The organism is Bacillus sp. FSL K6-3154, assembly GCF_040869395.1.
Taxonomy (GTDB): Bacteria; Bacillota; Bacilli; order Bacillales; family Bacillaceae; genus Bacillus; species Bacillus safensis.
Genome location: NZ_CP152033.1, coordinates 1,893,226 through 1,918,250, shown reverse-complemented (window position 1 = coordinate 1,918,250; position 25,025 = coordinate 1,893,226). Strand labels below are relative to the sequence as shown.

General features: G+C 41.2%; 25 protein-coding genes and 1 pseudogene. 7 read left to right on the top strand and 19 right to left on the bottom strand.

Annotation, left to right across the window (positions count from 1 at the left end):
* Window positions 1–41 precede the first annotated feature (41 nt).
* A pseudogene (locus tag MHH61_RS10065) lies at window positions 42–212 on the top strand (DUF255 domain-containing protein); the annotation flags it as partial.
* A gap of 35 nt (window positions 213–247) precedes the next feature.
* Here MHH61_RS10065 and MHH61_RS10060 read toward each other — a convergent pair.
* Entirely contained in the window at window positions 248–1,672 is a 1,425-nt protein-coding gene (locus MHH61_RS10060) for a PLP-dependent aminotransferase family protein (protein WP_125587494.1), read from the bottom strand.
* A 159-nt stretch (window positions 1,673–1,831) separates the two neighbouring features.
* On the opposite strand from MHH61_RS10060, the gene MHH61_RS10055 reads away from it, so the two are divergent.
* The 6 genes from MHH61_RS10055 to MHH61_RS10030 all read left to right on the top strand — a co-directional run bounded on the left by MHH61_RS10055 (window position 1,832) and on the right by MHH61_RS10030 (window position 8,433).
* Window positions 1,832–2,743, top strand: coding sequence for a DMT family transporter (locus MHH61_RS10055; RefSeq protein WP_125587495.1), 912 nt, complete (start codon window positions 1,832–1,834; stop codon window positions 2,741–2,743).
* 145 nt (window positions 2,744–2,888) lie between these two features.
* Window positions 2,889–3,050, top strand: coding sequence for a DUF255 domain-containing protein (locus MHH61_RS10050; RefSeq protein WP_111927599.1), 162 nt, complete (start codon window positions 2,889–2,891; stop codon window positions 3,048–3,050).
* Window positions 3,051–3,079: 29 nt separating this feature from the next.
* The gene (locus tag MHH61_RS10045) at window positions 3,080–4,963 is read left to right on the top strand and encodes a thioredoxin domain-containing protein (protein WP_125587496.1); all 1,884 of its coding nucleotides are present in this window, start codon (window positions 3,080–3,082) and stop codon (window positions 4,961–4,963) included.
* Window positions 4,964–5,115: 152 nt separating this feature from the next.
* Complete coding sequence (locus tag MHH61_RS10040; protein WP_056768484.1) at window positions 5,116–5,886, top strand: SurA N-terminal domain-containing protein; 771 nt, start codon at window positions 5,116–5,118, stop codon at window positions 5,884–5,886.
* A gap of 238 nt (window positions 5,887–6,124) precedes the next feature.
* Entirely contained in the window at window positions 6,125–7,459 is a 1,335-nt protein-coding gene (gene glpT, locus MHH61_RS10035) for a glycerol-3-phosphate transporter (RefSeq protein ID WP_125587497.1), read from the top strand.
* 92 nt (window positions 7,460–7,551) lie between these two features.
* Window positions 7,552–8,433, top strand: coding sequence for a glycerophosphodiester phosphodiesterase (locus MHH61_RS10030; RefSeq protein WP_025092488.1), 882 nt, complete (start codon window positions 7,552–7,554; stop codon window positions 8,431–8,433).
* Window positions 8,434–8,472: 39 nt separating this feature from the next.
* Here the strand turns inward: MHH61_RS10030 and MHH61_RS10025 are convergent, their stop codons facing one another.
* From MHH61_RS10025 to glmM, 18 genes are all read right to left on the bottom strand, one after another.
* The gene (locus tag MHH61_RS10025; protein WP_034621697.1) at window positions 8,473–9,861 is read right to left on the bottom strand and encodes an amino acid permease; all 1,389 of its coding nucleotides are present in this window, start codon (window positions 9,859–9,861) and stop codon (window positions 8,473–8,475) included.
* Between the two features lie 286 nt (window positions 9,862–10,147).
* Window positions 10,148–10,753: an ABC-2 transporter permease gene (locus MHH61_RS10020; RefSeq protein ID WP_034621699.1), complete on the bottom strand. Its 606-nt coding sequence runs from the start codon at window positions 10,751–10,753 to the stop codon at window positions 10,148–10,150.
* Entirely contained in the window at window positions 10,737–11,570 is an 834-nt protein-coding gene (locus tag MHH61_RS10015; RefSeq protein WP_125587498.1) for an ABC transporter ATP-binding protein, read from the bottom strand. Before MHH61_RS10015 ends, MHH61_RS10020 begins: the two co-directional genes overlap by 17 nt.
* An 18-nt stretch (window positions 11,571–11,588) precedes the next feature.
* Window positions 11,589–11,960, bottom strand: a complete 372-nt coding sequence (locus tag MHH61_RS10010) for a GntR family transcriptional regulator (RefSeq protein ID WP_003217079.1) — start codon at window positions 11,958–11,960, stop codon at window positions 11,589–11,591.
* 306 nt (window positions 11,961–12,266) lie between these two features.
* Window positions 12,267–13,520 carry an MFS transporter gene (locus MHH61_RS10005; protein WP_098677711.1) on the bottom strand — a complete coding sequence of 418 codons (1,254 nt, stop codon included), beginning with the start codon at window positions 13,518–13,520 and terminating at the stop codon, window positions 12,267–12,269.
* Between the two features lie 208 nt (window positions 13,521–13,728).
* The gene (locus MHH61_RS10000) at window positions 13,729–14,856 is read right to left on the bottom strand and encodes a DUF418 domain-containing protein (RefSeq protein WP_120208514.1); all 1,128 of its coding nucleotides are present in this window, start codon (window positions 14,854–14,856) and stop codon (window positions 13,729–13,731) included.
* Between the two features lie 153 nt (window positions 14,857–15,009).
* Entirely contained in the window at window positions 15,010–15,207 is a 198-nt protein-coding gene (locus MHH61_RS09995) for a hypothetical protein (RefSeq protein ID WP_236626600.1), read from the bottom strand.
* Between the two features lie 152 nt (window positions 15,208–15,359).
* Window positions 15,360–15,875: a HEAT repeat domain-containing protein gene (locus MHH61_RS09990; protein WP_125587499.1), complete on the bottom strand. Its 516-nt coding sequence runs from the start codon at window positions 15,873–15,875 to the stop codon at window positions 15,360–15,362.
* Window positions 15,876–15,894: 19 nt separating this feature from the next.
* Window positions 15,895–17,313, bottom strand: a complete 1,419-nt coding sequence (skfF, locus tag MHH61_RS09985) for a sporulation killing factor system integral membrane protein (RefSeq protein WP_125587500.1) — start codon at window positions 17,311–17,313, stop codon at window positions 15,895–15,897.
* The gene (locus MHH61_RS09980) at window positions 17,306–18,028 is read right to left on the bottom strand and encodes an ABC transporter ATP-binding protein (protein WP_125587501.1); all 723 of its coding nucleotides are present in this window, start codon (window positions 18,026–18,028) and stop codon (window positions 17,306–17,308) included. The genes skfF and MHH61_RS09980 overlap by 8 nt, the downstream gene beginning before the upstream one ends.
* Window positions 18,029–18,260: 232 nt before the next feature.
* Window positions 18,261–18,653, bottom strand: a complete 393-nt coding sequence (locus MHH61_RS09975) for a RidA family protein (RefSeq protein ID WP_125587502.1) — start codon at window positions 18,651–18,653, stop codon at window positions 18,261–18,263.
* 271 nt (window positions 18,654–18,924) lie between these two features.
* A complete protein-coding gene (locus tag MHH61_RS09970; RefSeq protein WP_241218619.1) occupies window positions 18,925–19,275 on the bottom strand; it encodes an ABC transporter permease subunit in 351 nt (116 codons plus the stop codon).
* 17 nt (window positions 19,276–19,292) lie between these two features.
* Window positions 19,293–19,442, bottom strand: a complete 150-nt coding sequence (locus MHH61_RS09965; RefSeq protein WP_241218620.1) for a hypothetical protein — start codon at window positions 19,440–19,442, stop codon at window positions 19,293–19,295.
* Window positions 19,439–20,356, bottom strand: coding sequence for an ABC transporter ATP-binding protein (locus tag MHH61_RS09960; RefSeq protein ID WP_125587503.1), 918 nt, complete (start codon window positions 20,354–20,356; stop codon window positions 19,439–19,441). The genes MHH61_RS09965 and MHH61_RS09960 overlap by 4 nt, the downstream gene beginning before the upstream one ends.
* Before the next feature lie 15 nt (window positions 20,357–20,371).
* Window positions 20,372–20,563 (bottom strand): PLD nuclease N-terminal domain-containing protein, encoded by a 192-nt coding sequence (locus MHH61_RS09955; RefSeq protein WP_034621703.1) that lies wholly within the window; start codon window positions 20,561–20,563, stop codon window positions 20,372–20,374.
* 161 nt (window positions 20,564–20,724) lie between these two features.
* Window positions 20,725–21,081 carry a DUF2200 domain-containing protein gene (locus MHH61_RS09950; protein ID WP_125587504.1) on the bottom strand — a complete coding sequence of 119 codons (357 nt, stop codon included), beginning with the start codon at window positions 21,079–21,081 and terminating at the stop codon, window positions 20,725–20,727.
* Window positions 21,082–21,298: 217 nt separating this feature from the next.
* Window positions 21,299–23,101: a glutamine--fructose-6-phosphate transaminase (isomerizing) gene (gene glmS, locus MHH61_RS09945; RefSeq protein ID WP_034621707.1), complete on the bottom strand. Its 1,803-nt coding sequence runs from the start codon at window positions 23,099–23,101 to the stop codon at window positions 21,299–21,301.
* Window positions 23,102–23,676: 575 nt separating this feature from the next.
* Complete coding sequence (gene glmM / locus MHH61_RS09940; protein WP_024424446.1) at window positions 23,677–25,023, bottom strand: phosphoglucosamine mutase; 1,347 nt, start codon at window positions 25,021–25,023, stop codon at window positions 23,677–23,679.
* Window positions 25,024–25,025 lie beyond the last annotated feature (2 nt).

Below are 25,025 nucleotides of genomic sequence, written 5' to 3'. Positions count from 1 at the left end.
AAAAGAGAATACTTAAAAACATTTTTGAAAGAAGGTGACCCATGCCAAACAACGAGACACCCAACCCACTCATCCATGAAAAATCACCGTATCTCCTTCAACACGCCCACAACCCAGTTCACTGGTACCCGTGGGGGCAAGAAGCCTTCAACAAAGCCAAACGTGAAAATAAACCAGTGCTTGTCAGCATCGGTTATGCCACTTGTCACTGGCGGAATGTCACTGTCTTTTAGTATTCATTATATATTTATCTGCTTGCCAATTCCTTAATCATTAAACCCAATTCATAAATTCCCTTTTGCAGGTCTTCAAGAGATGCATAAGCATATGATAAGCGAATATAGTTCCCCTTTTCTTGAGCATAGATACTGCCGAGATTGAGAAGTATCCCTTTTGTCAAAGCTTTTGTATAAAGTGATTTCATAGATAGTGGAGGCAATATTTTTACCCAGACAAAGAATCCTCCCTTCGGAATATTCCATGTAGCAACATTCTTCAAATTGGTTTCTAAAAGACTCATGACCAATTGCCTTCTCACCTTTAATTGACTTCTTACCTGTTCTAGATGTTGTTGGTATTCACCGGATGTAAACCACTCTGCCGCTACTCTTTGGGATAACGAACTGGAGCCGTAATCTGTTTGCATTTTTATGTCGGATAAACGGTCAATCACTGATTCTGGACCGACGATCCATCCAATTCTTAAGCCGGGGCTTAATGTCTTAGATAAACTTCCTATGTAAAGCACATGTCCATTTTTATCTATTGTTTTAATAGGATTTGGAGGAATCTCATCGATCCATAACTCACGATATATGTCATCTTCAATAATGGGAAGCTGTGCATTCTCACTTGCCGCAAGTATTTCTTCCCGTCGCCGTTCTGACATTGAGATACCGGTTGGATTATGAAAACAGGGATTTGTATATAATATAGCCCTCCCCCGCTCCCCCCTTGCCACGTGGATATGTTCCGGCAAAAGTCCATCATTATCCATAGGAACTCCAGTCAGCTTCATACCGGCTGATTGAAATACGTGTAATGAATAAAGATAGGACGGCTGGTCAAGATAAACGGTCGATCCCCTTTGTAAAAGCCCCATTGATATTAGCTGTAAGGCTTGCAGTGCACCCGAAACAATAAGAATGGAAGAAGATGAGCCTTGAATTCCCAATGTTCTTAAATAGCCACTTAATGCCTCTCTCAAAGGTAAATATCCTTTTGGTTCCTCATATCCGAATGCCTCTATGTTTTGAGATACCTTTCCCATCATCTCTTTCATAGCAGTTAAAGGAAAAATCTCCTTTGAAAGTTCTCCTTTACTGAGCTGTATAAGATCAGAGTTTGATTCTGATTTATTGATCTCTTGAACGATTTTTTGGCTTGGCCGCTGGATTCCAGAGGTTACATACTGATCCCAATTGGGGGCGGAATTCTTAGCCAAAAGTGTCCATGTATTGTTCGTAACAACTGTCCCTTTTCCCATTCTGCCTTCGATTAATCCGTCCGCCATCAATTCCTCTAAAGCTGTAATTACTGTGCTCCTATTCACCTCAAAGTGTTTGGCAAGCGTGCGCTGGCTTGGAATCTTACTTCCAATCGGCCATTCTCCATTTCCTATTTTATCTTTTATAAATTGAATGATTTGTATGTACTTAGGAAGCTTTCTCATCCTTCATTCTTCTGAAGCGCTCATAAAAAGTATCCTCCTTAAAAACTAAAGTGGTTGGGTCAAAATCTATTTAACTGGTTGAAGTCATATCATCAAATCTTTATTAGTATAGAAATACATTAAATAACTGGTTGGTTTTTGTAAAGAGGAGTGAGAAAAATGCGAAAGAAAACAATTCGAATCGGCATATCTTACAGTCTGATGATTGGGTTGTGGGCATCAGCTTTCCCGGGAATTCGCGCGGGTTTGGAGAGTTATACGCCGGAACACCTCGCTTTGTTTCGCTTGTTGATTGGGTCAATGGCATTGTTGGTTTTTGCTGTTTTGACTCATATGCATTTACCCGACATGAAGGATATCCCTGCTATTTTATCTTTAGGATTTTTAGGTTTTACACTATATCACATTTTGCTGAATATCGGAGAAAAAACAGTCAGCGCAGGGGTAGCAAGCTTACTCGTGACCATGACACCTATTTTTTCTGCAATGTTATCTCGTCTGTTTTTTGGTGAACATTTTGGTTCTTATAAATGGATCGGCTCTATTATAAGTTTATTGGGTGTGTCGATCATTTCATTTGGGGCGGGAAACTATACAAATTCAGTGAACGGCATTTTGTTAATCCTGCTGGCAGCATTTTCAGAGAGTATTTATTTCGTTTTTCAAGCTCGCTATATAAAAAAATATGGATTTATTCCATTCGTTACATTCACTATTTGGGGCGGGACAATACCTATGCTTGTATTTCTGCCTGGCTTAGGGGAAGAGTTTTTGAACGCTTCAATGAACTCAACTTTGTCTATCGTTTATTTAGGTTTATTACCAACGGTTGTGCCTTACTTTGCACTTGCGTATGTAACTTCACTTGTCGGTGCTTCAGAAGCAACAATTTCACTTTATTTAACACCAGCCGTAGCCTTGGCCATTTCTTGGGTATGGTTAGGTGAAGTACCTACGTTTATTGCACTGACAGGCGGGATGGTTACAGTCATCGGGGTGTGTTTCTCCTATCTAACAGTAAATAAAAAGATAAAGATTTTAATTCCTTATTTCTTATCTAAAAAGCAATAAGGTGATGAAGTTAACCCTGAAAATAGAGTCATAAGCAGTTCTCCTTTTTAATAACTTGGGTTTGGTTCACAAAATGGAGTGTATGAATTTTTTTAGGGAATTATGGTATGTTAAACGTACAAATTAATAGAAAGCAGGTGATCCCATGCCAAACAAAAGTAAACCCAATAGATTAATCGCTGAGAAGTCTCCTTATTTACTTCAACATGCTCATAACCCTGTGGACTGGTTCCCTTGGGGAGAAGAAGCATTTGAAAAAGCGAAACGCGAAAACAAGCCTGTTCTCGTATCTATTGGGTATGGATAACCAAAGGAACATGTCACTGGTGCCACGTCATGGCACACGAAAGCTTTGAAGATCAACAAGTCGCTGACATCTTAAATGAGCATTTCATTTCAATCAAAGTCGATCGTGAAGAGCGTCCAGATATCGACTCGATGTATATGTCTGTTTGTCAGATGATGACGGGGCAAGGCGGCTGGCCGCTCAACGTGTTTGTCACGCCGGAGCAAAAGCCTTTTTATGCGGGGACATATTTCCCAAAGAGAAGTGCATACGGACGTCCTGGCTTCATCGAGGCACTGACACAACTGCTGGATGCGTACCATAACGACCGGGATCATATTGAATCATTGGCTGAGAAAGCGACAAATAACTTGCGGATTAAAGCAGCTGGGCAGACAGAAAACACACTGTCTCAAGAGGCAGTTCACAAAGCCTATTATCAGCTCATGAGCAGCTTTGATACGCTGTATGGCGGATTCGGCTCCGCACCAAAATTTCCTGCACCTCATATGCTCTCATTTCTGATGCGCTATTACGAATGGACTGAACAGGAGAATGCGCTGTATGCAGTCACGAAAACGTTAGATGGAATGGCAAATGGCGGTATATATGACCATATTGGTTCCGGCTTTTCTCGTTATTCGACGGATGAAAAATGGCTTGTGCCGCATTTTGAAAAAATGCTGTATGATAACGCGCTGCTGATGGAAGCTTACACAGAAGCGTATCAGCTCACCTCAAAACCTGAGTATAAAAAGCTTGTCCAACACCTGATCCAATTTATCAAACAAGATATGATGAATCCGGGTGGCTCCTTTTATTCAGCGATAGATGCAGATTCTGAAGGGAAAGAAGGGCAATATTACGTCTGGTCAAAAGATGAGATCATCACCCATTTAGGAGAGGAGCTTGGCGCTTTATTTTGCGAAGTCTATCACATCACAGAAGAGGGGAACTTTGAAGGGGAGAACATCCCTCATACCATTTCTACCTCTTTTGAGGACATCAAAGCCTCTTTTTCGATCGATGATAAAACCCTTCAGTCTAAGCTGCAAGAAGGCCGGCAAATTCTACAATCAGTCAGAAAGCAGCGCCCTGCACCGTTTGTCGATGACAAGGTGCTTACATCTTGGAATGCGCTGATGATCGCAGCTCTCGCCAAAGCAGGAAGGGTCTTTGATGAAGAGGAAGCGATCCATATGGCGAAGCAGGCGATGTCTTTTCTAGAAACACATCTTGTTCAACATGAGCGGCTCATGGTCCGCTATAGAGAAGGTGACGTGAAGCATCTCGGCTTTATCGAGGATTATGCGCATATGTTAAAAGCCTATATGTCTTTATACGAAGCGACCTTTGAATTAGATTGGCTGGAAAAAGCCACAGCCATTGCCGAGAACATGTTTGAGCTGTTTTGGGACAAGGAAAAAGGGGGCTTTTTCTTCTCAGGATCAGACGCGGAATCGCTCCTCGTTCGAGAAAAAGAAGTGTACGACGGCGCCATGCCTTCTGGTAACAGCACTGCACTCAAGCACCTTCTCATGCTAAGCAGACTGACCGGACGTCAGGATTGGCTAGACACATTACAGCAGATGTTCCAAGCCTTTTATGTCGATGTCTCTTCCTACCCAAGCGGACACACAGCGTTTCTGCAAGGGCTCCTAAGTCAATATGCAACCAAAAGAGAAATCATCATTCTCGGAAAAAACGGCGACCCTCAAAAAGAACAGCTTTTACAGGCGCTTCAAAAACGCTTCGTGCCATTTGATATCATATTGACTGCCGAAACAGGGGAAGAATTAGCCAAGCTCGCGCCCTTTACAAAAGATTACAAAACAATCGATGGCAAAACCACCGTGTATATTTGTGAAAACTACAGCTGCCGCCAGCCAATCACCGATATCGACGAAGTGATGGAACAATTATTCCACAATTGAGTTTGTCATGAGATGACTATGAGAAGACAAAATGAGGACAAACAGATAAAAAACATGTCAATCCGCTAACAAATTGTCTGTACGGTTTTATTTTTCCTAAAAAACGGTTAGAATGCGCACTAGACGTTCTCATACCGAAGGGAGAGAAAATGATGAAAAAGGTATCATATACACTCATCGCTTGTTTGTTATCTGTTGGGCTTGCAGCCTGCTCGTCAAACGATGCCAAACAAGATAAGCAAAACGATTCAGCCAAAAACAAGGAAACAACACAGGCTGATCAAAAAGAGCAGCAAAAGCAAATGGAAGAAATGCAAAAGAAATTAGACGCACAAAAAATCGATGATCAAAAGGTCGTTGCGACCGTCAACAAAGACAAAATCACAGGCAGTGAATACAATAGCGCCTTATCTACCATTCAAGGCCAGCTTCAGCAGTCCGGGCAAGACCCCACTTCTAAAGAAGGCGAAAAAGCAGTCAAGAAACAAACCATTGATGCGCTCGTAGGACAAGAGCTCATCTTGCAAGATGCTGAGAAGAAGGGCTTCAAAGCCTCTGACAAAGAGGTAGATAAGCAGCTAAAGGAAGAAAAGAAACAGTTTAAAGACAACGCTCAATTCGAAGAAGCACTGAAAAAGAGCGGACTCACATTGGATCAGCTGAAAAGTGACATTGCCGACAGCATCAAATACAGCCAATATGTCGACAAAGAAATCAAATCAGCCTCCGTCTCTGAGAAAGACGTCAAAGCGTACTATGATCAATACGCAGATCAAATGAAAAAACAAAAGCAAAAAGCACCAGAATACAAAGAGGTTAAATCACAAATAAAAAAACAGCTAGAATCTCAAGAAAAGCAAAAAGAAGTACAAAAAGAAATTGAAAAACTAAAGAAATCTGCGAAAATTAATGTGACTCTGTAACCGCTAAGAAAAAATCCGCCATTGTGCGGATTTTTTTGTTACTTCACGAACCATTTTTCCAAATTTATGACAAAAGCCTCATCATAAACGTCTCTTCCATCCGATATGATGGGAGTACAAAAGAAAGCGCTAACAATTCTTTTGTCTCTGAAAAGGTACAGGATCAAAAGCCATTCTCGTACTTTTGCTCTCGTACTTTTGCTTCAGTCAATCGGACATCTACAAAAGGAGGATCTTTATGTTCAAATGGTTTAAACCTGCTCCGCATATCGACAGGCTTGATGATGCCAAAACAGACGAGACGTATAAGCGGCTGCGGCTGCAAGTCTTTTTAGGCATCTTTATCGGGTATGCGGGCTACTATTTGCTGCGCAAAAATTTCGCTTTTGCCATTCCATATCTACAGGAAGAGGGGTTCACGAAAAGTGAATTAGGCTTTGTACTCGCAGCTGTATCTATCGCTTATGGCTTTAGTAAATTCATCATGGGGATGATCTCAGACCGCTGTAACCCCAGATACTTTTTAGCTGCCGGGCTCTTTTTATCAGCTCTTATCAATATCCTATTTGTCTCATTTCCATGGGTTACGTCCAGTGTATGGATCATGTTTTTATTCATGTTCTTAAACGGCTGGTTTCAAGGCATGGGGTGGCCGCCATGCGGACGTACGATGGCGCACTGGTTTTCAGTTAGTGAACGTGGTACGAAAATGTCCATTTGGAACGTCGCTCACAATATCGGCGGGGGGATTCTTGCACCGCTTATCACATTAGGGATTGTGCTGTTTGCGACGTGGAAAAGTATCTTTTTCTTCCCTGCCATCATTGCCATTATCGTCTCCTTCGTGATCATTCTTCTCGTACGGGATACCCCGCAATCCACTGGTCTTCCGCCAATCGAGGAATATCGAAATGACTATCCGGCACAAAACTATGAGGATCAAGAAAAAGAATTAACAGTGAAAGAGATTTTATTTAAATATGTACTCAACAATAAATTCCTATGGTATATCGCCATTGCCAACGTGTTTGTGTACTTTGTCCGTTACGGTGTCGTTGACTGGGCGCCAACCTACTTAACAGAAGCAAAGGGCTTTTCACCAGAGCATTCACGCTGGTCTTATTTTCTTTATGAATATGCAGGCATTCCCGGTACATTATTGTGCGGCTGGATCAGTGACCGCTTCTTTAGAAGCCGCCGCGCACCAGCTGGCGTCATCTTTATGGCTGGGGTGTTAATTGCCGTTCTTGTTTACTGGCTAAACCCTGCTGGCAATCCAATGGTCGATAACATTGCCCTTATCAGCATCGGCTTTTTGATTTACGGCCCGGTCATGCTCATTGGACTTCAAGCCATTGATCTCGCTCCGAAAAAAGCAGCTGGCACTGCTGCCGGACTGACAGGCTTCTTCGGCTACATTGGCGGCTCTGCCTTTGCCAATGCCATGATGGGTGTCGTCGTCGATCACTATGACTGGACAGGAGGCTTCATTTTACTGATTGGTTCTTGTGTGCTTGCGATTGTTTTCCTCGCCATGACATGGAATACAGGAAAACGCGTAGAGCAAGCTTAATGAAAATCACATAAAAGATTCATATCCGCCCAACATGCTCTTTACATCTATTTCTTATGATGGAGGCAGTTACCGTAAAAGGAGGATAAAATATGAAGAAAAGTAGATTACTTGCTTTCGTGTTGCTCTCTTTTGCTTTACTGTCTTTTGCGTGGGTGCCGGCCACCGTATCGGCACATGAAAACCTTTTATCTCCAGATCGCATCTTAACCGTTGCACACCGCGGAGCATCAGGGTATGCACCAGAGCATACCCTGGCTTCCTACAAGCTCGCCACAAAGATGAATGCAGATTACCTCGAACTCGACCTTCAAATGACAAAGGATGGACATCTCATCGTGATGCATGATGAAACCGTTGACCGAACCACAAACGGAACAGGCTGGGTCAAAGACCTCACACTTGCTGAAATCAAACAGCTTGATGCTGGTACATGGTTTAACGAAGCCAATCCCGACAGACAAAATGCCAACTATATCGGACAGAGAGTCCTTACATTAGATGAGGTGCTGCGCTATTTCGGCAAACGAGAGAATTATTATATTGAAACAAAAAAACCAGACCTTTATCCGCAAATGGAAGAAAAACTATTGGCCGCCTTAAAGAAACATCACCTTCTTGGGAAACACACAAGAAAAGGGCAGGTTATCATACAATCCTTTAGTGAAGACAGCCTGCTAAAGCTACAGAAATTAGCCCCACGCCTGCCAAAAGTACAGCTATTAGACAGAAACCAAATGACATCCATCACAGACGATCAGCTCGACTTTATCAAAACGTACGCTGTAGGGGTCGGACCGAATTTTAGAGCATTAACACCTGAAAACGCCCAGCAGGTCAGAAGCCATGGACTCCTCCTTCATCCATATACAGTCAACAGCGAAGCAGATATGACCCGTCTACTGCAATACGGCGTCACCGGTCTTTTCACCAACTTTCCAGATGTCTTTAACCGTGTAAAAGCTTCACTCTAAATATAAAAAGCCTTGCGGTCCATCCCGCAAGGCCTTTGATTATTTCACCGTTTGATCAGAAGAAGCTGTTTCAATCGGCTTCCGTTTTCCAATCCCAAATACAAAAAAGCTAAGTGCTACTAAAATCAAGAACCCAATTGCTACAATAAGAGAAATACGCGTATCCTGATTAATGAGCATAAACACAAGAACCATCAATAAAAATCCGATTGTAAGATAGTTAGAAAACGGTGCTAGCGGCATCTTGAACGGGTGCTGATCAAGCGCTGCCCCCTTCGCCTTTCTGAAGCCAATATGACTAATCAAAATGACAAACCAAGGCACCATCCCAGGAAGTACACTCGCACTATACACATAGACGAAAATGTTTGGCGGAGAAACATAATTCAGGACCACTCCTATCGCTAAACCAATCAGCACAGCGAATGTCCCAAAATACGGTACACCGTTCTTCGAAATTTTTGTAAAGAAAGCAGGCGCCTGACCATTCACACCTAATGTATAAAGCATACGGCCCGCACTGAAAATACCACTATTACAGCCGGACATCGCTGCTGTAATGACAACAAAGTTAATAATACCAGCCGCTGCTGTAATCCCAATCTTCGCAAACGTCGCCACAAATGGACTGCCAAGGGTATTCAGCTGATCCCAAGGATACACAGTCACAATGACAAAGATCGCACCGATATAGAAAATCAAAATACGCCAGATGATACTTTTGATGGCATTTGTCAGCGTCTTTTGTGGATTTTGCGCCTCACCCGCTGTAATCCCAATGAGCTCGACACCTTGATAAGCAGCAATGACTAGAGACAATGCAAACAGGAATCCGCTAAACCCACCTGTAAAGAACCCACCATGCGCCCAAAGATTAGACAGCCCAATAGGCGTTCCGCCATTTCCAAAACCGAAGAAAATAATGCCTAAACCTGCAACAATCATCAAGATAATCGTCACAATTTTGATCATCGCAAACCAAAATTCAAATTCACCGAACGACTTAACCGAAATCAAATTGGCTGCTCCTAAAATGATCATCGCAATTAACCCTGGAATCCACGCAGGCAGCTCTGGGAACCAATATTTCATATAAGCCCCAACCGCAATGATTTCAGACATTCCGACAATGACCCACTGGAACCAGTTACTCCAAGCCGTCATATACCCTGCAAGCGGATGAATATATTGATGCCCGAATGTAGCAAATGACCCTGTACTCGGCTCAAGATATAACATTTCTCCCATCGCACGCATAATAAAAAAGATAAAAATACCACACACTGCGTACGCTAGAAGAACGGATGGACCTGTCCACTGAATGGCCTTCGCTGACCCCATAAATAAGCCAACACCGATTGTGCCGCCAAGAGCGATCATTTGAATATGGCGGGCACTTAACCCTCTCTTTAATTCCTTTTGAGCCACTTTTCTTCCCCCTCATCAACAAACAACATAAAAAATAAAAATCAGAATTTTCATTCTGATTGAGAAACATCAATCTTTCGATGTATATTATCATAATAAATCTACCCTTAAAAAACAATTGTTTTTTTGAGGAAAACACTATTAACAAAATATTCTGACATAAAAGTAAGTTCAAATTATTTTATATTGATATAATCAATAACCAGAAAAATCTTCAAAAAAAGACCGCTCACACGGTCTTCTAAGCTCAAACTGTAAATTTATAGGAACTTCGGTAATTGCTTTCCTAAAACACTTTCCTCTGGTAAATCACAGTAGAAAGTCCCCAAGACAACAAGTAGAAGAGCATAATCAGCACAGCTGACCCCGTATATAAAACAGGGATCGATACATTCATGATAAAATTAGTGAGCCCACTAAATTGCTCTGCTAAATAGAGGACAACAGGCGGTCCCATAGCAGATAATACGATAAAGCCAATGATCACTGCCGTTGTGATATAACCAGGCTTTAAGATATAAAACAATGGAAACGTACACGCCGCGAACAATAAAAACAACCCGCTGCCAATCGCAATATCTGACAGCGAAAATAGTTTCCCAAACACAAGTAATGCAGCACTTGTCAGCCCGATCGAAATGACCATATAAAAAACGGCACCAAGATAACGGGAGGCAATAATTTCATTCCGGGTATAAGGCAAAGAATTTAAAAGGATATTCGTTTCTGCCTTTTCATCATACGCATATGTGTTAAATGGAATGAAGACACTAGCGACTATAAACGTCAATACTGGATGGACATCCATGAAAATAAAAAATAAGATAAACGGAATAAAAATAAGTAACTGCTTCTTTTGCAAAATCACATCACGCTTAATTAAATGAAACATGCGCAGCCCCGCCTTTCAAATAAAACATGATATCCTCAAGCGACGCCGGTTCAATCACAACAGCATCCCCAAAAATAAGTTTCACTTCATCAATTCGATCTGATAATGCTTCAAAACCTGCTGATGTACGCTGAATATGGATAAACGCCTTTTCTGTGTCTCGATCCAACAACTCCAGGCTCCCTCTCACAAGCGCATAACTTTCTGCCACTTCATGAATCGACTGTTGAAAGACCAATCTTCCATTTTGTATAAACGCAATATAATCCGCGATCCGGTCTAAATCAGTCGTCACATGCGTCGAGAAAAAGATCGTCCGATTTCCATCAATCATCAATTCTTGTAACGTGCTGAGCAGCTCTCTTCTAAAAACCGGATCTAAACCAGCAGTTGGTTCATCCATGATAATCAGCTCTGCATGATGCGACAGCGCAATCGCAAGTGACGCCTTCATCTGCATCCCTTTTGAAAATGTTTTGATCGCTTTATTCAGCGGCAGACCAAACTGTTCAATATATTGATTAAAAAGCTGGTCATCCCAGCGTTTATAGGCAGGAGCCACAATCCGTTTGATGTCCTTTAAATTCAACCCTGGAAAAAAAACATTGGCATCGTAAACAAATCCGATTCGTTCCTTAATTTCTTTTTCATGAGTATGATAATCCAATCCAAAAACCTTGATGTCACCTGAATCGGGCTTTAACAAATTCATGATCATTTTAATGGTGGTCGACTTACCCGCTCCATTCTCTCCAATAAACCCTGTGACAAAGCCTTTCTTAACCTGTAAATCAAGCTCCTGAACGGAAAAATTCAATCACATGCTCCACTCATCTCACTCCTCATATAAGAACTTTAATAACTGCTGCAATTCATCAAAAGATAAGCCTAATTCTTTCCCGTTTGTAACAACCGCTCCAAGCTGTTCCTCGATCACCTTCAATTTCTTCTCTCTCATCACTTCTAGGTTTTGTTCCGCAACAAATGAACCCTTGCCGACAATCGAATAAATAAATCCCGCCTTCTCTAACTCTTCATACGCTCGCTTTGTTGTAATCACGCTAATTTGTAGATCCTTCGCCAGTTTTCGAATAGACGGCAGCGCTGCACCTTCCGCAAGCTCACCCGTTAAAATCATCGATTTGATTTGATTCGTAATTTGCTCATAGATAGGCTCCTTAGAATGGTTTGAAATCGTAATTTGCATATAAAAACCTCTTTTTTTCAGAAAATATTGTATATACACTATATATACATTATATACACACTAAAAGAATATTCAACCATTTTAAAAATGTTCTCCTTATTTTTTAAAAATAGAATGCAATTAAAAAACCGCACAGCCCTTAAGCCATACGGTTCTTTTATCTTTTGGATTTGCATTCATTCGCCAAGCAATGGGTGTAATGAATGCGCATGTTGGTATACGCAATGTGGAATTTTCTAATAATTTTAAATCACTTATGAATGTGAAAACGCCATAGAATGATCATTCTATGGCGTTTTCTTTTTTCTATTTTAAAGGTATGTTTTCAGTTTCTTTTTGCGTTTGACATTTATTGTTTCTTTCGGATAAGTTAAGCCATATACCCCCTATTGATATAAACAATATTAATAGGAAGAACGGTAGTTTATATCCATTAAAATAGTCCACTGATAAGCCAAATAGGGAGGGTGCCAGCACAATAAACATTTGATTTAAAGTTAATCCAAAGCTTACAGTTAATCCAATAAACTCTTTGTCTGCTTTTTCAGACATTAGCACAATAAATAAACTGTACCATCCCACCCCTAAAAAACCTAAAATGAAACAAATTATATAAATTCCCCATAGGGGAAGATAGTTCAAAAGATAGACTAGAACAATTAAAATAATAACAGTTAATAATATTGTAAGTTGTAATGGCTTACTTCTATCTCCATTGAACAAATTGTCACTAATCCATGCTAACAATATCCTTCCAATTGCACCGCCAATTAAAACCACACTTAACAACGTTCCAGAAATACTTAATGATATATCTAACGTATTGCTTAGATAACTCATCAGATGAGCTAATATGATTAATTGTAAAGAAATCATACTCATTCCAATAAAAAATACTGGATAAAGACTCGATTTTGCTTTAATCTTATTAATTTTCTCCAAAAAACGATCATTCTGTTGTCTTTGCGCAGTCATTCCATGATCTTTATAGAAAATTGAAAAGATTATACCACCTGCAATTGCTACAATAGCTTGTGTTAATTTAGCTGAAGATAAACCATAATTATAAAAGAAAAAAGGTAGAGTTGTTGAAGCTAATGCACCACCAAGTGGTATTCCTGTTTGACGAATCCCCATTGCAAGTCCTCTGTTTTTGTTTTTTGGGAACCAATTGATGATTGCGCTGCTCCCCCCTGGTTGAGCCGTCCCATACCAAACCCCGACAAAAGCGAGAACAATCAAAAGGTATACGTATTCATTAATAGGAATTGTTATTAACATGGTAAGTCCTAATAAAATTGACCCTATTCCTACAACCCAACGTTCACCGTATTTATCCATTATGTTACCGAATATTAGCATAGAGAATATAGGACCAATATTTACAGCTGATACAATTAAACCTGTTTGAAATTGTGATAAGTTATATATTTCTTGACAAAATGTTGCTAAAGGACCTACTCCGTAATTTACAAATGTTGCACACGTTTGTGAAAAGGTAGCTATTATGAGTATAACCCATCTATAGCTCCCCTCATGATTAGCTTTCATTTGTGACATGCAATCCATCTCTCTTTTTATTCTAAATATGTAAATTTGATGTCATTATCTCAAAAATAAAAAGGAATTTGAATGGATTTTTCAAATTTTCTTTCCGATTTAAAATATACTGGATGTTATATAAAGGTGACCTGTAAAAGTGTCAGAGGAGATTACATTCTTAAAGTGCTCAATTCTTAATAGTAGACTCATGTTTTAAGAATATGCTTTATTTCCAATACACCCATTTTCCCATAAGCCACTCCACAGGACCTCTTCTCCATTTTTTCAAATAGAGATAGCTGATGAACAGCTGTGCTGTGTACAGTCCGACAGCAAGCAGCAGCCCAAACATTGACCCCAATTGTCCAAATAGACCAAGTCCATAAGAATAGAAAATCGTTGTACAAATAATCGACTGCGCCAAATAGTTTGAGAGAGACAAACGGCCAAGCCCTGCAAGCAGGCGTTTGAAACCTTGGGCTGCCTTCGAATAGTAGAAAACAATAAAGGCTTGAATATACCCAATCGTCAGCACATAGGCACCCAGCGTAATCACCAATTCACTCCAAGGAGCATCAATGAACGTCGCACATTTTAAAACGAACCCGATGATAATCATCCAAACCCAGCCTTTACGATAAGCCATTCCTCGATCTTCTTCTGTCAAATGACCCTTTTTCCCGATCGCCATGCCAAGCAGTGCAAACGGGCCAACCATGATCGTACCGAAAAGAAACCCTAATATCGGCATAAGCGTAATGGTCACGATCGCCAGAATCATGGTCACAATCATCATATCGTCTTCAACCGTAATCCGGCTGAGCAAAATATCCCCATAATCACCTTTTGCATACACATCGGTTAATAAATCATCAGTTCCATAAACAAATTTCATCATGTATGGCAAAACGACTAATGACAACGCACCTAACACACCCGACCAAATAAGCATTGTTTTAATCCGGCTGCTCAAAAACATCATCAAGAAAAACGTACAAGCTCCATAATAAAGAAGAATGTCACCGTTCCAAATAAAGATGTAATGCAGCATCCCAAGCACAATCAAACCAAAACCACGGCGAACGACAATGGCATTCGTATTTAATCCCTTGGCCTTCGTCGATTCAATCAGCTTGATAAAAGAATACCCAAACAAAAAGGAAAAGATCGGATAAAAAGACCCTTGGAACAAAATTTCCGTCACATATACACCGAATTCCTGTCCCCAAAAACTCGAATCAAACATTTTCTCAAAATCATAATCATATTGGAAATTAAGCATATTCACAATCAAAATACCTAATAAACTAAAACCACGTAAACTATCAATTAACTCAACCCTAGATCCCTTCAAGACGACAGCTCCTTCGGACAATATAAAGATAAAGCATATTTATCCTACCACACTTTTAAAAAAATGGTTTCCATCCCCATGTGAAAAAGTGCGTTTTAAGGTAAATTTAATAAAAAAACCTAGAATCTATATTCTAGGTATCATACTAAATACTTATGACTTATGACTTTCTTCTTCCCGCAGCACACGCTTCAAATAAAACAAAATTCCCAAACCGAATAAAATCAACGCCATTTCCAAGTCTGCAGAAATCGGCAACCATTTCAGCATCATTAAAATCAGCAAAACCGCTCCAACACCTGCGAAAAAAATGACGTTTCTTTTTAATTCTTTGTTTGATTGAAACAACACTCTCTCCTCCTTGATACTTACTAACCAATTGATTGTTTTTCTAACCAGCCGATATCCCCATTTTCCAAGCTATTCATTGACCCTAAAACTCCTTTGATCTTAAGGGCAAATCCAAGGAAGATGCTCAGGCCAGTTGAGTTTCTGCGTTCCCACTATACATCCCCCTTATCTTTTAGCTGAAAGGCGATGATTTTTCCTAATGCTTCCTCAGCAGCAAAAGGAGTGACGCTGCCTGTTGGATTTTCTTGTTCTTGTTTTAAGCACTCGTACATGTTTTTTTCAATTTTTGATGGATCAATCCAAGAGATACACCATGATGCCCAGAAACAAGTAGGTCCCTCATAACGTTTAGCAAGTGCTAGAAGAAATGGCAAGCTAGGTTGCCCAATCCTCATGAGTGACATGGCAGCGGCCATTCTTGTATCTTCTTCGTCACTTTCTAATAGCCGAGCTAGCGGTTCTGCTGCGTCCCCCGCATCTGCTCCAAATTCACCAAGTACAGCTGCTGCAATGTTCCGCAGAGAGCCTTTTTCTTTTAAAGCCTCAACAAGGACGGGCACTGCATCTTTTCCATATTTTCTTAAATCTCCCATTGCTTGAACGATCGTTACTTCATTTGTATTGGCCAATTGTTGAATGGATTGAGACAGCTTATTTTCTGGTTTCATTTACAATCAACTCCTCTTTTTAATGAACCGCACGGTATCGATAACAAAGCACATAAAATCCAGCCCCAGCAGCTAGGGATACAATTGTAGTCAACAAGCCATCAGTGATGAGATGAATGCTAATCATGACCATCGCACTGATCACAAACGCAAATAGCAATGATCGATAATAGGCAGCTAAAGCAAAACTCATTTCTCGTCTCAGAGGCTGCATAAAGGCAAAGAGCCGTATGGCCAAAAACCATATATAAACTTCTCCACCAAAGGTCCAATACAAAACATCCTGAATCTCAACCAAATAAAGAGAAATCAAGTAGAAAGCATACAGCCAAAAGGTTTGAAACACCTCTAACAGAATGATTTTTTGATATAAAGCACCTGGAAAAAGGTAGAGCACTCCCGTTTGTGCGTGTCTTACAATCCCTGCATAATATGAACTAAAAAGAACGGATGCCGCGATGACGATCAAGAATAGATTCAGCCAATCTGAAAAATAAGTAAAGACGACATAGTAAGTACCAATTAACAGCATAGTAGATAGTACATGGAAAATCATATACTTTTTTATCAGCAATAATTCAATCCAAAGAAAAGCCCAAATGCCCGTTAATGCCGGAAGTCCCCACCATGTCCTGCTCTTTTTTTGAACGATTGGACTTGATTGAATATGTTTTCCCTCAAATTCCTCCCAAAATACTGCTTCCTTGACTAAAGACTCCTTCATCTCTAAACGATGACTAGCCTTGTACATCATCATGAAAGATAGAAACATCACTCCAATAAAAATGAAGACAGAAAGAATGGAGAACTCTTCGATCATACGTCCAGATTGAAACATCAAAGAATCAGCAAAGTTCATCAATGGAGGCTGTTTCATCACCAATTGATTCAAAACAAGTAGTGCAAAGCTGAAAAACATCAAGACAAAACTGAGTAAGAGCAAACGCTTGTATACTCGAATGGTTCTAGCACAAGAAACCGCAATCATCCAAGTTTCGACCAAACATAACAGCCCTGTCAGAATGAGTGATTTGCCAAGCAGAAACGGGTACTGCTGCGTCATAAAAAACAGGAGTAGATCGGCAGTTACAGCAGAGAAAATGAGAAGAGCCCCTCTCCAGAAAATGTGATACATCCACACACTGATAACAACCGTCCATAAAGAAACGCCATTTCCATATAACCAAATGATATCGTTCATTTGGCTAGGCAGCCGGTTCGTAAACAAACCAACCCCCGTATAAAGAACAAACAAACAGATAATGATCCATCCAGCTGTACCCGTATTCCAATCACCCATACTTGAAACTGCACTTAGCTGAAAACCAATTGCCGCTATGAAAAGAAGTAAGATCAGAAAAGGCATTTTCTTTTCTTGATTTTTACTGATCAAGCGCCTTTGAGATTTCATCCATAAAAGGGAGAGTGTGTTATTCACTTGACCACTCCCCCAAAAGTTGAATAACTTCTGCCCTCCACTCAACCTGTTCTTCCTTTAATTGAGGAACATCCATACTCTTCATGATGGCACCGTCTCGAATCAATACAACCCTGCTAGCCGTATCAAGGACAAACTCCAGACTATGAGTCGACACAAAGACCGCCCCACCTTGACTGCTTTTTTGTCTCAGCCAATCCGACAGCCACTGTTTTGACGGTATATCTAACCCGACAGTCGGTTCATCTAATATAAAAAGGGAGGCATCTTGAACAATGGCTCCTGCTAAGACGACACGCTGCTTTTGGCCTCTTGACAGCCTTCCACACAGTTCATTCATCTTCTTTTCCATATGTACTTCTTTCAACGCTTCATATACCTTTTCCTTGATCTGTTTTAAGCCCTTATGATATCCACGAGCACGGAATTGAACATGTTCAGCAGCCGTTAAATCTGGATACAAATACGGCTGATCAGGAATAAGAGCTACTTGTTTTTGGACATGGGCATGACCAGGCGGGAAACCCTCTATGAGAATTTCCCCTCCATCTGGTTTATATAGACCCGTTAAACATCGAATCGTTGTCGTCTTCCCAGCACCATTAGGCCCAAGCAGCGCCACAACCTCTCCTGCTTCGATGGAAAATGACAGACCTTCTATCCCATCACCATTGCTATATCGTTTGCTTACATTCTGAACCTCCATGAATGGCATCAAATCTCTCCTTTTGATTAGAGTGATGTATGCTTATCTATGGTGTGTTATAAAATCAAAAAACGAATGTCAATAGACCCACTAATCTCTTAACCTAATATTACCATATAGAGAATAACAAGGTAATAGGAATGAGATAATCTATTCTATAAACAACGGAAAAAGAAATTATAATTATGTACAAAATAAAAAAAGATTGGGTTGCAGTATCCCAATCTTTTATCTATTAACCCTATACCATCTCCTGACACGCCCAAGCATCCACCTCTACCTTTAAAGCAGGTGAAGCCAATGCCACCACATAAATCATCGTCATACAAGGCAGATGATCACCTAAAAACTGCCCCATGATTCGTTTCCTGCTCTCTGCATCGAACTCTCCCACGAGATAAAATACTAGTTTCGTTATATCTTCCACAGCCATATCTGCCGCTTCTATATTTCGTTTCACATTCTCTAACGCTAATTCGAGCTGCTCCAACGGACTTTCGGGGATTGTCCCATCCGCTTCCATTCCCACCTGACCTGATAGAGTTAACCACCGCTGTGGTCCAGTTGTTTCTATTTGATGGGTATATGGGGCAACTGGCGGGTGAATGGTCTCAGGATTACGTGATGTTCTCATTGATAAAAACCCCTTTTCTGAAAATACAGTCAATTTTTATCATCATATCAAATTTTCAACCGTATTCAGATTTTTATGCTCATAGTAAACCTGAAGATACTGCTATAATTCTTGTCTTCTAAAAAGAATCCATCCGATAAGAAAAAAGAAACCAATCAATACCGATACACCTAGAAAACTTGTAAGTGCCTGATCCGAATAAGTCCCTTTATGAATCATCTCTTCGGCTGCACTTGTCACGCCTTTAGGCGCAAACTTCCCTAATGTCTCTTCATAAAATGAAGGTACGGTAAACAGAATAAGGTTGATTAAAAGCGACACACCGCCAGCTGTGACAGAACGTTGAGAACGCCGAAGCACAAATGGTCGATACCACAATCAGCAATAAATTTGGATAATAAAGAAGTGTTCCTTTTAACACATTGACCCAATCCACATGCCCAAATTGAATGTCCACATAATAAACAGAGGCAAGCACCGCCACCACCAAACTAAACAAAGTCAAACAGGCATAAGCACATATTTTCGAGACATAGTAACTCGTTCGACTAATCGGTTTCACCATAATCATCGCAGTCACTCCAGAGGCACGCTCTCCAGCGATCGTCCCCATCACGATCATAATCAGGATAAACACACCTAGCGTAAATTAGCTGATTTCGATAGAAGATCCGGCAGCATTTTGAGCGTAATAGGCTGCGTAATCATTAAAATCGTAAAAATGATAGGAACAAATAAGATTTTATAGCTAGTGAATAACTCCCTAAATTCCTTTTTCAACATCATCATGCATTCACAACCTTCATGAAAATATCTTCAAGCGTCAGCTTAGATAGTCGATAATGGAGGAGAACACCCCCAGATTCAGTGATGAGACGAGGCAGCTCCTTCAATGCTATTTGTTGATCGTTCACTCGCAACTGATAAGCATCTCCTGTCTCAAAGCATTCCTCCACCCAATTCCGCTCTTTTAACAAAGCCACTAGTTTCGTATTCTGTTGTTCTAATTGAAATTCAATCACTGGCTGGATATAGTCTTCTTTGATCTGTTTCATGGAAGAAGACATCTCAATTTTGCCACTGTTGATCATGATAATATGATCTGCCACACGTTCAATGTCATCTAAAATATGAGTCGACATAAAGATCAACATCTCTTGTTTCAGATGCTCAATCAATGTCAGAACGTCTTTTCTCCCCATGGGTTCAAGTGCAGACACAGGTTCATCCAAGATGAGAACCTTCGGGCTGTTGATAAGCGCTTGCGCAATGGCAAGCCTCTGCTTCATGCCTCCGCTATAGCTGCCAATGGCACGATCCTTCGCCTCATATATGCGGCAAAGCTTCAACAGCTCCTCTGTTTTGGAGCGAATGATTTTTTTCTCTAAATGAAATAACCCGCCAACCCAATGCATCCACTCCTGCCCCGTCATATCCTGATAAAATGCAGGATGCTGCGGACAATACCCAATCACATGACTAATGTCATCCATGTCCTTTGTGACATCCATACCCGCCACCTTCACGACCCCAGAAGTAGGACGAGCAAGCCCTGTCAAAATCCGGATCGTCGTTGTCTTCCCCGCGCCATTGGCTCCTAAAAAGCCAACACATCCAACCTCCCCAACAGAAAACGAAACATCTTTTAAAACTTCATTCGGGCCATACGATTTCGTCAGCCCATAACACTCCAACATATTCAAGCAAATCCCCCCCTTTTAAGATGATTTACGACCAAAAATCAAATAGACAATAGGACCGACACTCGCCACAAACACGATCACCAACGCCCAAATCCACTTCACCTCTCCTCTGATCCTCGATGGATCTCTTTTCAGCAAATCAAACAAACCAATCACCATCAAAATCGCTTGCAGCAAAATAAGAGGTAATATCATCTTCATATCCATCCACGCCACTCCCTTTCCAAACGCCAATTCGTTTTGGTATTACTTCTTTTGACGACATGAAGAGTGAATTCGTTCAAATGGATTTTATTTTTATTGGTCGAATGATCTATAAATATAAAAAAGCCCAGTGAAGGTTAGTTCACTGGGCTTGCTTGTTATTCTCATGATGTACCTCGTAAAATCTTTTCCATCTTCTTTCCTTTCGCTAACTCATCAATCAGCTTATCTAGATAACGAATGTTCTTCATGGTTTCTTCCTCAATGTCCTCTACCCGTACACCACAGATGACTCCTTTAATTAAACTGCGGGAAGGATGAAGCTCAGGAGCCTCGGCAAAAAATGTTTCTATATCTGTATTTTTATCCACCTGTTCCTGCAACTCTTCTGGACTGTACCCTGTTAACCAACAAATAATCGTATCGACTTCAGCCTTTGTTCGTCCTTTTCTCTCTGCCTTTGCGATGTAGAGAGGATAGACTTTTGCAAAGCTCATTGTGTAAATTTTAGGTTTGGTCATGTGTCTGCTCTCTTTCTTTATTATTTAACCTGTATTACCTGCGCAAGGTGCGTTTGGCATTCTATTTATAATGTACTTAGCACATTATAACCCATGTAAATCTTCTAATATTGTACCCTTAATCAAAAATCTTCGTACGTTCCAGTTCTAATGAAACAAAAATACCCCTTTAGAAACGATATCTAAAGGGGTATCAAAAATCCGATTTTATTTAAACCTACTCCACCGTCACACTCTTCGCAAGGTTACGTGGTTTATCCACATCACACCCGCGGTGAAGTGCTGCATAGTAAGCGATTAGCTGTAATGGGACAACAGATGCAAGTGGTGCAAGTGCTGGGTGTACAGCTGGAAGGACGAAACGGTCGCCTTCGTCTTCTAGGCCTTTTAGTGAGATGACACATGGGTTTGCTCCGCGTGCAACGACTTCTTTGACGTTACCGCGAATGCTGAGGTTCACGTGCTCTTGTGTTGCAAGGGCAATGACCGGTGTGCCTTCTTCAATTAAAGCAATTGTGCCGTGTTTGAGTTCTCCGCCAGCAAAGCCTTCTGCTTGGATGTAAGAGATCTCTTTTAGTTTTAGTGAACCTTCAAGGCACACATAGTAGTCAAGTCCTCTTCCGATAAAGAATGCGTTACGTGTCACTGTGAAGAAGTCACGAGCGATTTGTTCCATTTCATCCTTTTGATCGACAAGGGCTTCCATTGCGTTTGCTACAATACCAAGCTCTTTCACAAGATCAAAGTCAAGAGATTGACCGTTTAATTCAGCTGCAACAGATGCAAGGATTGCAAGGACAGCGATTTGTGCTGTGTAGGCTTTTGTTGAAGCCACTGCGATTTCTGGTCCTGCATGAAGAAGCAATGTGAAGTCCGCTTCACGAGAAAGCGTAGATCCTGGTACGTTTGTGATCGTTAATGCTTTATGACCAAGCTCTTTGACTTGAACAAGTACAGCACGGCTGTCCGCAGTCTCTCCAGATTGAGAAAGGAAGATGAACAGCGGCTTTTTCGATAGAAGCGGCATGTTGTAAGAAAATTCACTTGCTACATGGACTTCTACAGGTACTTTTGCCCAGTCTTCAATGTATTGTTTACCGACAAGTCCAGCATGGTAGCTCGTTCCGCAAGCCACAATGTAAATGCGGTCTGCTTCTGCTACTGCGCTTGCGATATCGCCAGCGACTGACAGTTTGCCGTTTTCGTCTTGATATTCTTGGATGATTTTGCGCATAACAAGCGGCTGTTCATCCGTTTCTTTTAACATGTAGTGAGGATATGTGCCTTTCTCAATGTCGCTTGCATCAAGCTCAGCGATATAAGAAGGACGTGTCATGATATCACCGTCAAGGTTTTTAATGATGACCTCGTCTTTTGTGACAATGACCATTTCTTTATCCATTAATTCCGCATATTCGTTTGTTACTTGAAGCATCGCCATTGCGTCAGAAGCCACAACGTTGAATCCTTCGCCGAAACCAACCAATAATGGGCTTTTGTTTTTCGCCACATAGATTGTTTCTTTGTTTTCGTTATCGAAAAGGGCAATCGCGTAAGAGCCTTTTAGTTGAAGAAGCGTTTGACGGAAAGCTTCTTCTGTATCAAGACCTCTGCTGACAAATTGTTCGATGACTTGAACAACAACCTCTGTATCTGTGTCGCTTTTTAGTGTGACGTCTTGTAAATATTCGCGTGTCAATTGTACATAGTTCTCAATGACACCGTTATGAACAAGCGTAAAACGGCCAGAAGCACTTTGATGCGGATGCGCATTTAGATGGCTTGGTACACCGTGAGTTGCCCAGCGTGTATGTCCGATTCCTGCTGAAGATGCTACGTTTGCATCCACGACTTCACGAAGCTCAGCGATACGTCCTTTTTCTTTGAACACATGCACGCCATCTTCGTTTGCCACAGCGATACCTGCTGAGTCATACCCGCGGTACTCAAGCTTCTCTAAACCTTTTAATAAGATTTCCTTCGCATCATTCTGACCAATATAACCTACGATTCCACACATAAATATTCTTCCTCCCGATCATGTGAAAGGGACAAAGAAAGCCTACTAAAATAGAAGGGACATTTCTTCGTCCCTCTCTACATGTTTATTTTGGGAGATCATGTGTATTCCCTTTGTACAAAGAGTCACCTCTTTGGTTTAAAGAAACACTTACGGCTGTGATCTCTTTTTTTGATCAGCCGGGAGGCATCCGCCGAAAATTCGATAACCTCCATCCTCGTCAACTAAGCATCTTTCGTCCGATCGCTTAGTTCGGGCGCTATAATTATAAGAGAGTTTCTGAACATCTACCCTGCCTTTCCTGATAGAATAAAAATCCAGTAACACAAGGATGATTGTACTATAAGGTCTGACCTCCGTCAATCACAATTTAGCGGGTGATCCCCTTCATTTGAGAAAGTGAGACCTCCATACACTATATGCTATGAGGCTTGTCACGTTCTACCTTTGATGTGCTCTCCTATGTATGAAGGCAGCTTCAAGTTGCCCTCACTTATATCATTCGTATAGATCCATCCAATTATGTCGTTTATTCAAAAAAAAGCAAACCGCTGCCAGCGGTTTGCCTTCACCTATTACTCAATACCCATTTCTTCTTTCACAACAGCTGTAATTCGAGCCACATATTCATTACACAGCTCTTTTGTTTTCGCCTCTGCCATGACACGTACAAGCGGCTCTGTCCCCGAAGGACGAACTAGGATACGGCCGTCACCATTCATCTCTTTTTCGACCTCTTGGATCACCGATTTTACTTTTTCATTTTCTTCTACTTTATATTTATCAGACACTTTCACATTCACTAAAAGCTGCGGGAACTTTTCCATTTCCGCTGCAAGCTCTGATAATGTTTTCCCTGTCGCTTTGAGCGTATTCACAAGCATGATCGCAGAAAGCATGCCATCACCTGTCGTATTATAATCAAGGAAAATCAAATGACCTGACTGCTCGCCGCCGACATTATAGCCGTCTTTTTTCATCGCTTCAACCACATAGCGGTCACCAACAGCAGTTTGAATGCTCTTAATGCCTTGCTTCTCAAGCGCTTTATAGAAACCAAGGTTACTCATAACCGTTGACACGACGGTGTCATCCTTTAATCGGCCTTCATCCTTCAAATAACGTGCACATATGTACATAATTTGATCGCCGTCTACGATATCACCTTTTTCATCGACTGCAATTAAACGGTCACCGTCACCATCAAACGCAAGACCAATATCTGCACCCTTCTCCTTCACAAAAGCAGAAAGTGCTTCTGGATGAGTGGAGCCTACACCATCATTGATATTCAATCCGTTTGGAGATGTTCCCATTGTGGACACATCAGCATCTAAATCTGCAAATAAATGTGTCGCTAGAGAAGAGGTTGCACCATGTGCACAGTCAAGCGCCACGTGAATACCTGTGAAATCCTCGTCCGCTGTCTGCTTTAAGAATTGCAAGTATTTCTGACCGCCTTCAAAGTAGTCGTTCACCGTTCCAAGATCGGCTCCAACTGGGCGTGGTAATTGATCGACTGGCTGATCCATCAGCTGCTCAATTTCGTTTTCCTGTTCATCTGACAGCTTAAAGCCGTCACCGCCGAAGAATTTAATGCCGTTGTCTTGAACTGGATTGTGTGAAGCAGAAATCATGACACCCGCTTCAGCATCCATTGCCTTCGTTAAATAAGACACACCAGGTGTTGAGATCACACCTAGACGCATCACTTCAGCTCCAATTGAAAGTAAGCCTGCAACAAGCGCTCCTTCTAACATATGACCAGATACACGTGTGTCTCGACCAACGAGTACCTTTGGACGTTCTTTATCCTTCGTGAGCACATAGCCGCCAAATCTCCCAACTTTAAATGCGAGCTCTGGCGTTAATTCGCTATTCGCTACACCCCTTACACCATCAGTTCCAAAGTACTTGCCCATGT